The following is a 14,409-nucleotide window of genomic DNA, read 5'->3' as shown; positions in this document are numbered from 1 at the left end:
ATTGAGACATTTATTGATGGATGCGCCCCGATAGCCAGATGACGGCAGTAACAGACCTCACAACCGCAAGAACAAGGGGCACGATGTTCGTGTGCTCTCGCTTTCTCCGTCTGCGCAGCAATCACGGGGACGCTGGCGTACGGAAAGCGGTTCAGCGCCCGACGTAGTCACCCAACTCTCGTTGGTCGCAGAGCATCGTAGTCGAGGGACCCGGTTCGCTCTCTCGCAATTGCACTCTTTGTAGATAGACGCATGCACGGCGCTCACTATGCCACCAGCTGTGTTAAAGCGCACCATTGCTGGAGACGCGAGAGTCGCAGAGGCTTTCTGACATTCAGCGATGTCCTAATGGCCGTTGTCTCGGATGTTGGCGCGTTGTCCCCTTCTTGGTAAACGTCCATGTTTTTGCGCGAAGACACGCGATACGCTTTTGAAGCTTTGACTCGCTGGAACTACTTCCCGAACCAGAAGTTTCGGGTCGGCGAACTTCCCCCAAGTATTTCTACGCGGCAATTCACACCAGAAATTGCACAACTCGTGGCCGCGTGCAAAGACTCGTTGGACCGCGGCAACTCGTGGTATGACGACGTTTCATATTTCATGACGCGATATGACAACGTGCCTCGTGAGTTGTCGTTGATTCATCCTCGGGCATATTCAAGAATTGCGGTGAACATGGCCGCTAACTGGAGCGAACTCGCCCCGCTCATTGATAGTCCGAATAGCGCTGTCAAGCCGGAGTATCACGACGACGGGCGTCTGCTCATAATGAATTACGAGGACCCGCATGAGAAGACTAAGCTTGCTCTGACGACGAGCTTCGGAAAGCGCTTTCGGGTTCACACTGACATCGCCGGATGTTTCCATAGCATTTACGCTCATTCCATCCCGTGGGCGACGGTGGGTTTCGAGCAAGAAAAGAATCGCGTGCGTACCCGGGGTGCAAAACACTGGAGCAACGAACTTGACACGCTGCAGTGTGCTGCGCGTAGAGGCGAGACGGTAGGCACGGCAATTGGCCCGGGTACGTCGAGTGTCATCGTTGAACTGATTCTTGGCAAAGTTGACGCCAAGCTGCGTGAAGCTAAGTTCGAGTTTCGCCGATACATTGATGACTACATTTGCTATTGCGAGACGCACGAAAAGGCTAACGATTTTCTCAACCTGTTAGCCGACGCTTTGTCCGCATACAGACTCCGGCTGAGCATAGATAAAACAGCTATTGTGGAGCTACCGGAACCGCTAGTTGAGCCATGGGTGATGGCGTTAGGGACCGCGCTCGATAGCCGCCTAGTCAGAGAGGAAAATGGCATTGCGAAGATGCACAGCGCCGACGCAATTCACTATCTAGACTACGCTACGAGACTTAACAAGGATACGCGGGACGGGAGTGTTCTGCGATACGCGGTTGGGTCAATGCTGCCATATCTCACGGAGAACGCACTCGCGACGGTTGCTGACTACTTGGTGAATCTGAGCTGGCATTTTCCTTCGTTGATTCCATACCTCGCAAAGCTGGCAGAAAACGAAAACAACTTTCTCGAACCTTATGAGGAGCAGCTCAACACTATCATTGTGGAGAATGCCAGACATCGACGTTCGGATGGCATGGTGTGGCCGTTGCATCTTCTAAAGGTGGCAAAACTAAAGGTTAGCTCTTCGGCTATAGACGCAGTTTTGATGTCCAGAGATTGCGTTGCCTGCACACTGCTGTATGAGCTCCATCAAGCAGACGACCGGTTGGTTGCGTTTGCGAATGATGTCAAGGCGGCAAGCCTGATGGAACGAGACCAGCAGTGGTTGTTGCTCTATCAGCTCCACCTGCACGGAGCCATCGCGATTGATGACGAACCTTCCTTCGATGTTTTGAAGCAATACAACGTCAATTTTGTGCCGAGGGATGGCGAAAAGACAGCGGCGGAGCGGTACTGCGAGGTTCTGAACAATCCTTTCTTAGCGCCAGACGACATATTGCCGTTTGCGACCTGGTTGGCCGCGGAATCGGGCGACTGAGCCCCAGTGTATTCAAGGTGGACGTTCGTCTGTTCCGCGCGGGATACCAATACATCGCCCCCCGTGAGATGCGGCGCGCTCGTAGTGGAAAAGACAGTGAAACACCGTCGTCACCGCGTCGAGGCCGACCATCCAAGAACGCCCCCCATGACCTGCTATCGGTATGGGCAGCTGTCGTGAACTAGATGTTCTAGGAGAGCGGCTGAAGGGCCGCTTCGTATCGTTACGGTGAGAACATTCTATTCTCACCGGTGCCTCGCATACGCAATGAGCCACGAACATGTCATTTTTAGATTTCCCGCTGCATCCGCTCTTTAACCAAGCGGCGATGTAAGGCTCGAAACGTCGGGTCGACACGACGTTGGTCGGTACCTCGCACAATTTCTTCCGCGCGAGACCACGACAGCGCAGCAAGCCAGTCCACAATATGCGTGGCTTTAGAACTGAACGGCTTGTACGCCTGTGATAGTCGTGTCGCGTCGGCGCGCTCGACGCCTAACGACAATGTCAGCGTCAACGCGTCAAAGTTCGGCACGCCCTCGGCAGCGAGCACCGAAAGCGCGCTGACGCCGTCGCCGACCACAATACCCCTACAATTCGCTTCATATTTCAGAAGCTCATGCATTCCAAAGAGGCCCCAAGGGAGCAAATACTGCATTCGTCCGTAGATTCTTGCAATCATTTGGCCGAATGAACCGCGCACTTCAAACTTCGAGAGAGGCATTCCGGCAATCCATTGCTTCGCGAGGAACGAATATACTCCACCCAGCGCCTCGCCATCGAAAGCGAGCAAATGCTTGGCGACCGGTCCAATCAAGTAGCTAACATTCGAAACATCCATGATGTAGCCGCCCAGAACAAGTCGTCCGAATCGCTCCAATTGCCAGTTATCTGTAGTCTCTAACCACCTGTAGATGTTCGATTGAGCTTCCAGAGACCAGCCTACCCGCGCCGCGATTTCAATAAGAGCTGGATTTTCATCAGTTGCCGCTTTGACGACCTTCCGCTGCTGCGCTCCTAGACGGACAGCAAATTCTCGCTCAGATTTGCTCAACTGCATCGAGGCGAGAAGTTGGCTTTCATACTCCGGTGCTGCATCGGCCCTGATGTCAACGATGCCCGTGGAGCTGGCGTGCGCATAGCCTACTCGCATGATGTTGACTAGTGCGCGAACATCCTTCGCGTCTGCTGTCACCTTACCGCCGACTTTAATCCCCGATAACGAGACATTGTCTAGCACATCCAGCGATAACTTGCCACTCTGAACCAGTTCGTTGAGTTTGGAGATTCCTTGTGCCAAAGCCGACCTGACAGGGGGAATGTCTCCCAATGCGGTCTGAAGATAGTCCTCAATTTTGTAGTCTCTTAACCGCTTGGCCCAAAGCTCTGGTCTATAGAGGATACAAAGCCCTTCTGTATCAACGCCAAACCGACCCGCGCGGCCAGCAATGTTCCACAGCGCGCGCGGCGAAAGCTGAAAGTTATGTCCCACTAGTGATTCGACGATGACAGTAGAGAAAGGAAAATTGACCCCTTCCGCCAACGTCGTAGTCGCACAGATGACGTCGACCTTTCTGGCGCGGACAGCTTCTTCGATGCCCAGACGCACTCTCGGTGGCATTTGGGCGTGGTGAAAAAGGACACGCTTCTTGTAATGAGTTCGCAGTTCGGATTCAGGATGGAGTTCGCGCTCGACCCACGCGTCAAGCCGCTCCGAGATGTCGTCACTCACGTCCTGGTGTTCGCTGCGAAGGTCCGCCACTGCTTTCGCAACTCGTTCAGCAGAACCGGGGCTCATGCAAAGGACGAGGACGATGCTGTTCTTCGCCATAGTATTGGCGAGCACCGCCAGACCCTTCTCGTCGTCGTCAGGCAGCCTCCCCTGAGGAAGCACTACATACGGGCTCCCTTGTTGGAATTGAAGATAAGCTGCCCCATCCTGTGTTCGACTCAACAGGCCGACCCGAAGCCGGCTGGTCCGCGAGTCAACCATGACCGCATGCGACGATTCCTTGCTCGAGAGCCACGATGTCAACTCCGAGATATTCGGAGCAACGGCTGACAGCTGAATAATTCTCGCGGACGTGGGAATCATTCTTCTCAACCGCCACAAATAGAGCTCAAGCAGAACACCGCGACTTCCTTGCTCGATGTGGTGAGCTTCGTCCACAATTACCAGTGAGGTCTGCTCCAAAAATTCGGGGTCGACGCGAAGCAACAAATCCGCGCGCTCGGGAGTGAAAACGATGACGTCGGGAGACCCGGACGTAGGGCCAAGAGTCTGATGAGCAGTTAAGTGCGCACCCGCCTCAAAAACATTTGCCCCGATACCGCTTAACGAGTTGGAAAGGTCGGACCAAACCTCATGCACTAGCGCACGGCTAGGACACAGATAAAAAATCTTACTTCCAGGGTTCGCTTTCAGTGCATTCGCAATCAGAATTCGCGTGAGAGCGGTTTTGCCTGTTCCCGTTGGGGCGGCAAACCCAAAGCTACGCATTTCAGCATCAAGCAAACCTTCCCTTAATGCGACAGACTGGGCGGGCCAGAGCTCCACCGGGGCGGAAATTGCCCGCAGGTCTTCAATTGTGAGCGCACTGTGTTGCGGAATCACAGATAGAGAGCTGTTCGCCGTGCGCAACGCGAGCAATTTTTTCAATGCCAAGACGTCATCGCCGGTCACCCCTAAGGCAAAGTCACCCGCGAGACTGCCTAATAATTTGAGGTCACCAGACTCTGCCCCGCCTTTTCCAGTCTCTTGAAGTCTACGACCAGCGCCAGCTAGGATTTCACCAAGACTCTCCTCGAGAAGTACGGGGGCTTCCAGCTCAGTGAGTTCGACCGAGAGAGTTATTGGAGGAGAAAAAGAGGCCCAGTCATTTGTCGCGCTCCGCCAGATGGAATCGCTATCGCGAGTGAAAAAAGCGCGAAATCTCGGGTCGAAACCATTGCGGGCAGCATGGGACGAGCTAGCTCCCGGCAGGCCCGCGAGTTCGTACAGGAAGATAGCCTTCAAGTGAGACAGGTGAGCCTGCTGTGCATCACTTTCACCTTCAATCGATAGACTCGCCTCGATATCCGCCGCAGACTGACACAGCATCCGCGCATGATTCTCCCGTGGATTCTCCCAATCCGCGGCGCTCGAAATCACTGCTTGCGCGAAGCGCTTCAATTGCTTCCGAACCGTTCGAGAAAGTGGCTCGCGAGGCTGACCGAGTCGAGCGAGAAATAAGTTGCGCTCAAGCGCCGAATAGCCTTCCAAAAACCAAGGCTCGGACATACATTCGGAGAGTTGCTCGATTGTAAACATTACGCCGCCGCCGCTTTCATGTTCATCCACCGGCCGTATGCGTCTTTTGCCAGCTCAGCTAAGTCTGTAACTACAAGAGCATAGTAATCGAAGTTAATATCGCATTGTTTCGATAATATAAAATCATCATCGTCAGTATTTACGGTGGATGCATTTGTCACGGAGATACCGAGGAATTTCAAATTATCCGGCCCGGGGGGAGTCAAATCACCTCTTATTATCTTAGCCTCATCAATCGCGAACGACTCTTCCAAGTTATCCCTAATCCTAGCGAATTCGAATCGCGGGTCCTCGTCGTCATACGTGTGAAGGGATTCCAGCATGGCTGTCAATATGCCCGACCTATGCGTCTTGGTCTTCGTTTTCACGGTCGGTAGAATGCTGCTCTTTGCCTCTACGAACAGGTACTCGAACGGAGTACAACTCGTCTTCACGAACAGACCATCCATCTTGTGTGCATTGGTATTTTCCGACGTTGTCATTGTCAGCTTTGAATAGAGTCGGCGATAGCCGAGCAGCTCTTCGACGAATTGTGCTGCCGCAATCTCTCCGCAATGGCTGTTCTGAAATGAAGCGACCGTTGGCATGCAGGCAATCATGCCCAGTACCGCCTCCAAACAGGAATTTCCCGATTCGAAATCTGAGGCAATAGCATCAAGCGTCCGATAGTGCTTCGGAAGTTGTCCCGTGAGGTATTTGCCCAGCGAATACCCCTTATAGTCGTCAGCCAAAACAGTTCGGCTTCCGTCCCGAATCGCTGTAACGCCGGTCGCTGTTGGCGCAAGCACCAACTCTTTCGCGACATAATTTCTAAGTTTCGACAAAATTTTCCCCGCAATCATTCATAACCAACATCAGCGCCTTCTTCCATGGCAGCGCCTGTGCTGTTGAACTGTTCTAGCACCTTAACGACCATGTGCGTGGTATTTGCATCTTTGGGGACGTCGGCTTCTTTGCTTGTCGCTTGCAGTATGTGAATCCGCTCTCGTTGGTTGCGCATTTCGCGGCTGATTCGGGCAACAATTCTCCCCGTGAAGGCGCTGACGGGTTCGTCGGGGGAAACCCGAAGACACAAAGATGATTGGTTGACACTGCAGGTCTTTTAAAGTCTTAGCTACGTCAGCCCAAACTTCTTCTTGATATTGAGTGAAGTTTTGCATGGTGGTCCCCGGAACCGTAATATTAGACCATACTCAAAGCGGCGAGCTGCGCCTCCGCAAAAGCTAAACGGAGCCCGACGACAGCTAGATTCCCATTTAAAACACTAAATTTATGCACTATGCATATTCGCCGACCTCTGGAAGCACCGGCGCGGTTAGTGCAAGCTGTTTCACCGGCAGGAGATTCAATCCGACCGGTTTCATTATCGGCTAGAGTCCTTACGAAACTCGTTGGCTCTGTGAAACATCAGGTATGGCACATGAGCTGGCTTCAGACTCCGAATCGTCCATTCAGGGGATACCCCCAATTGAGTCCTGGCAGCGGACGGCAAGGCATCCGACACAAGCAAGCTGCCTTGGTCCGAGAATGAAATCCAACCATCGTCGAACAGCGCATCCACGTGTGGCGCAAGCAGAAACCCGTTGAACACGTCCAGCCTCTCGTCGTCGCTTTGGCACTTAGCCCAAGGCTTGATGTGCGAGGCTCGTAGCAAGGCCGGGACGGCGAGGCCCGTTACGCAGCAGCGTCTCTGCCAGTAATCCATCAGTGCGCTTCGATACAAGTCTTGCCCGACACGTTGTACCACCAGGCGCTCTGCCTCAGTAGTTTGAGGTAGGTGCTTCTTCGCGCGTCGGAACTGGTCAGCCACACGGTTTGGTATGGTTCTGGCGATGGCCGAGGCACGTTGGAGGACAACGTAAAGCTGGTCCAAATCACCCACAGAGATTTCACTGGTGGCTGCGCCATCCAATAAGACTTCGTTCGAAGCCGAAACGCGAAGCGCACCCTCGCGAATTTTTACGAATATCGCTTCTGGAAACTGCACCGAGCGCAACTCTAGCCCGCCGTCGCTCAGCAGAATAGGCGTGCGCTCAAAGCCACAATCTGAAGCAGCTTTCTCGACGCGAAGGCGCTCAAGCGGTGTCATCATTCCCTCGGCTGCTCAAAACCGGGCAATTCAGGCAATAGTTCCCGTTTAAACAGAAGCTTTTCTTCAGCGCCCGGCTCAAGCTCCAGCACAACATATCGGTCCCCGTGTACCTCTTCTGGCGGAGGCGAAGTGGTCGTCACGATGAACTGAAACGGGACAGCGCCATCCTCACCAAGTTGCGCCGCAGCTTCGGACGCTACAAGAAAGAATTCTCTATAGAGACGCTCGCTCATGTCGGCTTCTCGCGGACAGTCGTGAACCAGGAACCCTGGATGGCTACTGACCTCGGACGTGGCCGAGTCCAGCAAGCAGACGATGTCGCCGAGAAGAACCTCCAGGACCTGATAAGCCTCGCCACCGCGCAAGACCCCAAACGGGCGAACCTCATCGTCTGGAACAAAGCGGGCGTGCCCTTCGGCCCCCAGCAGCCGAGACGATACGCATGCAGTTAGGGATTTAATTGCATCAACTCGTGCCGACCGCTGTGACCGTCGGTCCGCAGCCAAAGTCCGAAGACGATTTAGGCCCGACTCAAGCTCCTCCTGCCGTTGCCGTGCTTGTATTAAATCAAACGTGTCAATCCCTTGAACTCGTTGTGAATGCAACGCTTGAAGCTCGTCCCAAGACTTTTTCAGAAGCGTATTAGTACTTTCGTTTGTCGCAATTCGCACTCGAACCCGGCGTAGCTCGGCCTTTTTCTCTGAGATTCGTTGAGATTGCTCGGAGACTGCAGTTGACACACCTCGGAGTTCAGCTTCGCGGCGGGCAAGTTGTAGTGCGAGTTCCTGAGCATTCGCGTGCACTTCTTTACCATCCCGATGCCACGTCAGCCTGACAGCGCTTTTCCGGTCTTGGATATACTGGCATGCGGAAAACTCGACGTTGCCGTGGTCACATCGACCACCGTCGAGCCCCTCCAACCGGTCACGAACGTTAGTCAATCGCTCGTAGTCTTCTCGGTTTGCGTCGACGAGCGCCTTCGCGATGCCCACCTCGGCCTCAGCCAGCCGCATCGCGTGATTGAGATTTGTGAGGCGAATTTGCTCCTGTGCCAGTTGCTCCTCGGCTTGCTCCACCTCACGTTCCCAGCGCTCATCCTCTTGCTGAGCGGTCTCGAAAGCGGCTAGAACACGGGACTCGATGGACTGGCCAATGGTTGCAGCATAGAGCGGCTCGTCCTCTCCGGCACCAAGCCGGATACGTAGTTGACGGTCGGCATGAGCAAGAGCAAACACCGGCGCGCGTTCCAACTCTGGAATTCGTTCCTTCCCTTGGTCGAACTGGATTTGCTTTGACTCAATCTCGCGAAGCAGCTGGTCCAGTTCGGCATCCACGAGGCCGAGAACAGACCCGACGAACAGTGGAGGGTCCCGCCGCGGTCTTGTGAAGCCTAAACCCTCACCGTCGCGCCAGTGGTAGAACCCGTCAAAGCGCGTTCGCTGGTCCCTGATGCACCAGGCCAGTAGATGCCGCCATTTAAGTTGGTGATTCGTACCGGGCAACGATTGTGCGGCGAGGCGGCCAACTGAGAACTGCTCCAACGCATCGAGATATGCCTGGAAATCATTGGAGACATCTCCCTGAAGAAGCTGCTCTAGCGTTTCGCACTGCGCGGCAAGGGAATGGCTGTAGGCCCCATACGGCCGACAGACCAACCACGTCACGCCATCGATATGGACCTTCGCCGCAACGCCTCCCTTTGGAAAGCCGCTCGAAGCCTTGTCGCGCAACGTCGAGATGGAAGGGGCATCGTCACCCAGTACATATCGCATGAGAAGACACAGCGATGTCTTCCCGACCCCATGGCCAGCGCTGGACAGGCCCGGGGTCGCATTCGACGCCGACTCCTTGGCCCATACAATGTTCAGCCCTTGATGCAAACTGATAACACGCGTCAGGACTAGAGGCTCCCGAGATTCGACCAGCCATACAGTTTCAACCCATAGTCGAGGATGCTTGTGAGTTGGCTTGTGTCCCTCGAGCCAGCGTGTCATTGTTTCTCCTATCTCGTGCCTGTCGACCTACGTGTTGCAGAACTGTCGTCTGTTGTCGTTCCCTCCAGCGCAACGCGCCGCGATTCGGCAGCGACCAGCAATCGAGCAATGCCGGTATGTTCCGAAAGTTGGGTTACATCTCCAGGAATCGCTCCGCTCCCCCGTCTGAATAACGACGCGACACCTTGCTGCTCACGCACAAGAACGGAAACAGCCTCTAGGCGTTGAACGATAGGTAGGACACGGTCAATCAGTGGCACGAGACTCGAATTCCCATGCGCGTCCAACAGTGACGTAAGCTGCTGCACCTCAGCCGGTTCAAGGTACTGAGCAGCTATTGCCGAACGAGCAACGAGGGATTGAAGCTCCGATACAGAGCAACCCTCTGGACGAAGTTCCGCGAGCGCGACAATGAGGCCCGCCAACTTTGCTTCTTCGGCGTTTCGAATAAAACCTTGCTCGGAATATTGAACCCGCACGGCTGAAGCGGCCGAAGAATGTTGCGATGGCGTCGCGCTTTGTCGGTCCCACGCCTCAAGTACAAGACGCTGAGTGCGGTACTCCCCGAACTCGCGCATCTCATTGTTTCTGAGTACACGGAACGTTTCGCTGGGATAGTCGATGCCCAAAACGTCGGCAGGGTCGAGGATGTAGCGCAGCTCATCGCGGGTCAGTCCATAGAGACGAGCGTAATAAGCATCCAGCTCGGCGCGCAATTGAGCACGCCGTTCAGGGTTCCATGCAAATGGTTGACCACGTTCGCCAGCGGGCCTAGGGTCATACATAACCAAGTCGTCGGCCCAAGGCGCGAGGTCGTACGCTGTGTATGTCAGTTCCAAGACACGGGGGACGATGAATTCAAGTGCCGTGGAGGTGTACCCGTCTGGCGGCAGCACGGGCAACTGCTTCAAATACCCGTAAGTGAGGTGCGTGCCCCCAACTTTCTGTCTCGCTACGTAATCGAAGGTCAATGAAAGCCAATTTCCAAGAAATGCTGCAACTTGGGGGGCGTTCGCACTAGTAGAGAAAAGCGGCATCGTGTGGCCGATTCCAACGCGAGGCATTACAGACGCAATTACGGTCCTCTCGTCCGTGCTACGGCAAATATCCCGCCACCCCATCAGCCAACGGGGACTACGGTAGTCCATCCAGCCATCAAGCAAGTCGAGCAACGCGCCTTCCTTCGGTGTAACGCGGAGTGCATCGGCCAAGACCGACAGCTCTTCGTCACGGAGACGTGTATTGAAGTTCTGGGTCGCCCATTTTGGAAACTCAGACAGGGCTTTCTTCGTCGTCAGGCCTTCGCCGCGCAGCGCATCGCCAAGACGCGGAAACTGAGATTGAAGCTGAACCTCGACGGTCGCGATATGGGGCTGCGCTTGGGTCGGCGTCCAGCCTTCTCCTGTGCGCGACGAAGCAGCAGCAACATGGAACAACTCACCAGCGACCCATTGTGCCAGCGCACGCTGCAAATCGGCCAGCGCGATGCTCACCTGCTCACGCTGTCCCGAATCCTGCGCTGAATGAAGTTCTAGCCAAGCGCGAGCCACTTTTGCTGGCACATTGGCAATGCGCGCGAGTACTTCCCGCTCGCTCACCCAGTAACGCGGACGCACGGTGAAGTCCGGGTCGGCTCGCTGCAACGGGCTTAGGTCGACTGCATCTATCCCATCCGGCTTGTCGGGTGCATCCACGTAAGTCGCCCATCGATGGTCGAATTGGTGAATCATCTTGGCTTCATACAGCGGCAGTCGCGATGGCTTACCAACGGCTGCGGGTACGTCTCGGAACAGCGCAGCGTCACCCGACATATGGAACATTGTCTGAAAGCGAATACCCCAAGGATTAGCCTCGGCGTTGAGTTGTTCTCCCTCTGGGTCGTACTGCGCTTCGCGGATGAGCACTGGGGCAGCGCGGTAGAGCTTCTTCGTCAATTCGGCATCGCGCTCACTGCGAAACACAGGAAGCGTGAGTGTGTTGGGGTTTAGTGACGCGAATTCCGAAGGTGTGAGGCGATAGCGCTTCTCCGGTCTGTCGAAGGCGTCCCAGTCCTCGATGTCGTAGGCAAACTGAGCGCGCTCCTGAGTTCCAACGGTGAGAAGGCAGAAGGCCTTACGGTCGTCTGTGGCAGGGAACCACCGACGAATCTCGTAGAAGCTAAACAGGGATGAGAGTCGACCAGAGCGGACCAGGTGGGAGAAATAGGCCTTCGTCGTGTCGTCCGTCGCGATGCCAGTAGGCACAATGAACCCTGCGCGCCCCGTCGGCGCTGTCGCCTGCAGAAACGTCTCTGCAAACAGAGCATAGGTGTTCACGTCACCCACGCCAGTAAGCGGGTAGCGCCGGCTATCGTGCGCATACAGGCTGGCGGCCTCAGCCCCGTGCCGTGCCGCAATAAAGCCGGCGTACAACGACATCTCAGCACGGTTAGGCGGTGCCAAGCCTTCAGCGCGCTCGAGGTCGGGATTCACGTTATGCAGCAATACGCCTTCACGCAACCATTCGATACGCTCGCTGCGCTCAGCCTTGTTCCTGGCTGTCGCGACCAGTGGACTGCGTGTAGCAAAGAACTCTTCCTCCTGCAGCTTGATGCGCTCCCACGGCGGATTACCCAGCATGACCGAGAACCCACCACGCGCAGCCACCTGCGGGAACGCCAGCCACCAGTGGAAAACGGCGTGCTGCCGGCAAAGAGCTTGAGCGGCATCCTCCAGTTCGGCCTTGGCAGGCTGGCCGCTGAACACACCCCACAGATAGCCCGACAAAGGCACGGTATTTTTTGTATCGGCCAGCTTCGGAGCGAGGAAGGCCGCCACGTAGGTGTCGGCCAATTGGGCAAACTTGCTGCGCTGCGCGTCTGCCTCGGCTTCGGTCCATGCTTGACGCTTCGCAGTCAGATGTTCGGGGGTATCGTCGTCCAATGCCTCGACCGTCACTGCTTGCGCAGCCAGCCCGGCTTGCGTCAGCAGGTCACCGCCCGCAATGGCACGCCAGCTCTTCAGGTCGGCTTTGTTCTGCTTCTTCAGCGCACTCGCCGTTGCCTTGTCATCACCCGAAAGAACGGTATAAGCCTCGTCGGGGATACCGTGTTCCAGTACCTTGGGGTCCAACACACCCAGCAGCGCGTCCCCTACGCGGACGTGGTGGTCGACAAAGCTCAAAGGTCGGTCAGGGGAATAGGCTTCCAGCCACAACGCGGTCTTCGCGAGCTGGATGGCCATGGGATTCTTGTCCACGCCATAGATGCAACGGCTAACCACATCGCGTAGCGCGTGGCGATAGTCCATAGGCGTCGCGGCTCCGCCTTCCCGCTCAGCCGCAGCACGACGCAGTGCGACCTCGTCGGCCAAGCGCCGGGCAGCGGCGAGCAGGAAGTGGCCGCTACCGCAGGCGGGGTCGCAGATGGTCAGCTCGAGCAGGGCCTCCACCGGGCGCTGCGGGTTGCTCTTGACGGTTTGCTCAATGACCGGCTCGAGCGCGCTTTTGATGAGTTCCTGCACTAGGCTGTCAGGGGTGTAGTAGCTGCCGGTGAGCTTGCGGGTATTTCCTTTGGTGGACGCATCCGTTATCTCATCGCCCACGAACGCAAGGCGAGCGGTGCCAGCGTGTGCAAGGCCTTGAAGGTCCGGTACAAGTTCCAGAAGGCTCTCGTATACGCTTCCAAGCTCCTCCGGCCCCATGTCACGATAATTGACACGGGACAGGCTACCGTCAGCCCGGAACCAGCCCAGCTCGAACACCGCTGTCAACAGGTAGCGATTTTCGAGCTCTGCGGCGTCCAGATGCGAGCACTGTTCAACGTCGAACAGCCCGCCGATGGCCGGCAGGCCGAGTGCCGCCTCGCCGTTCGCCAAGGCACGGAACGTGATGGTCAATGCCTGCCAGAGGTCTGCGTGGCGGTCATGCTGGCTGCGGCGAACCGCGCGCTCGCGCAGCCAGGTGAGCGAGTAGCCGTCAAGATACCGCGCCTTGGCCTCATCACTTGCGTCAGGTGCAAAGACCAGGCGTTCGCCACTGCCACGGTCGCGCCGGTCCTCCACGGTGGAAAGAAAAATGAGACGGTAAACAAGGCGCAGTAGTTCTTCAAAAAAGGCCTGACGGTCATAGCCGCTTCCGGCATCCTGCAACGCAGCCCGCAGCGAACCATTGGCAGGGTGAGAAAGAAAGCCTGTACCCAACGCCCGCAATGCGTTGGCCACCTGGTTGCGCAATTTGCCTCGCACGGTAACGCCAACCTGCTGGCCGGCATCGCGCCAACGCTCCCATGGACAATCGGTCGGCAAGGCTTCGGCGCTACCGAAGCGGCTTGCGTGAGCCAGCAGCCAGAATGCACTGAAATCGGCCAGCAGCTCTTCGGCGAAGATGGCTTCGAGGTCAACCTCGATATAGGCTGGACGCGTGAGGCTGGGGTTGTCACGCAGGATGCGTAGTGACAACCCATTGCTGACCAGGGCCCAAAGCGAATCATCGCTGGCGTTGAGCGCTTCCTGCGTCAGCATGAAGGGACTGCGGCGACGAATCTTGCCGGTGTCCGGATTCGTTTCGCCAAACCGGTCGGCAGCAGTATCAAGCGGTTCGTCGACACCAGCCAGCACCAGTGGCACACGACCACCACTCCCGGCATGACCAATGTTGTACTGGTGCCCAGCAACCTCTACAGGGGAATGGCGGGCAATATCGTGGAAGTGCAGTACGTCCCGCAGCAACGGAATCAGCCACTCACGCACTGTGACCTCATGTAGCCGCACGTCCTGGCGCTGCCTTAGTACCTGAAAATCCTGCCACAGATTGAGTGCAATCTTGAAGTCGCGGGCAATTTCGTCGCGCAGCTTCAAACCTTTCGCAATACGGTAGTGGCTTTCCGTCTGCTCAGTGTCCTTGGGGTCTGCAAGCAGAGTCAGGCGCGTCAGCTCGTCGGCCGGAATGAGACCGCCTTCGATACGAATGGCACGGTAGTTCAGCTGATGCGTTTTGCGCGTTGAGTTCAATCGGGCCATCGC

The 14,409-nt window shown here is 56.2% G+C and carries 7 protein-coding genes; 1 reads left to right on the top strand and 6 read right to left on the bottom strand.

What is annotated here, in order from left to right; translation table 11 throughout:
* Positions 1-399: 399 nt before the first annotated feature.
* Entirely contained in the window at positions 400-2,013 is a 1,614-nt protein-coding gene (drt4, locus tag U4Y88_RS19785) for an antiviral reverse transcriptase Drt4 (RefSeq protein ID WP_321785801.1), read from the top strand.
* A 289-nt stretch (positions 2,014-2,302) separates the two neighbouring features.
* On the opposite strand, the gene U4Y88_RS19780 is transcribed toward drt4, so the two are convergent.
* The 6 genes from U4Y88_RS19780 to U4Y88_RS19755 all read right to left on the bottom strand — a co-directional run bounded on the left by U4Y88_RS19780 (position 2,303) and on the right by U4Y88_RS19755 (position 14,406).
* A complete protein-coding gene (locus tag U4Y88_RS19780; RefSeq protein ID WP_321785799.1) occupies positions 2,303-5,353 on the bottom strand; it encodes a DEAD/DEAH box helicase in 3,051 nt (1,016 codons plus the stop codon).
* Positions 5,323-6,165, bottom strand: a complete 843-nt coding sequence (locus U4Y88_RS19775; protein WP_321785797.1) for a hypothetical protein — start codon at positions 6,163-6,165, stop codon at positions 5,323-5,325. Before U4Y88_RS19775 ends, U4Y88_RS19780 begins: the two co-directional genes overlap by 31 nt.
* Positions 6,162-6,323, bottom strand: coding sequence for a hypothetical protein (locus U4Y88_RS19770; RefSeq protein ID WP_321785795.1), 162 nt, complete (start codon positions 6,321-6,323; stop codon positions 6,162-6,164). Before U4Y88_RS19770 ends, U4Y88_RS19775 begins: the two co-directional genes overlap by 4 nt.
* A 363-nt stretch (positions 6,324-6,686) precedes the next feature.
* Complete coding sequence (locus U4Y88_RS19765; RefSeq protein ID WP_321785793.1) at positions 6,687-7,415, bottom strand: HNH endonuclease signature motif containing protein; 729 nt, start codon at positions 7,413-7,415, stop codon at positions 6,687-6,689.
* Entirely contained in the window at positions 7,412-9,409 is a 1,998-nt protein-coding gene (locus U4Y88_RS19760) for a hypothetical protein (RefSeq protein ID WP_321785791.1), read from the bottom strand. The genes U4Y88_RS19765 and U4Y88_RS19760 overlap by 4 nt, the downstream gene beginning before the upstream one ends.
* Positions 9,410-9,417: 8 nt before the next feature.
* Positions 9,418-14,406 carry an Eco57I restriction-modification methylase domain-containing protein gene (locus U4Y88_RS19755; protein ID WP_321785789.1) on the bottom strand — a complete coding sequence of 1,663 codons (4,989 nt, stop codon included), beginning with the start codon at positions 14,404-14,406 and terminating at the stop codon, positions 9,418-9,420.
* Positions 14,407-14,409: the final 3 nt, after the last annotated feature.

The organism is Paraburkholderia sp. J94, assembly GCF_905220285.1.
GTDB lineage: Bacteria > Pseudomonadota > Gammaproteobacteria > Burkholderiales > Burkholderiaceae > Paraburkholderia > Paraburkholderia tropica_A.
The sequence above is the reverse complement of the archived record's forward strand: the minus strand, read 5'-3'. Positions and strand labels throughout refer to the sequence as shown.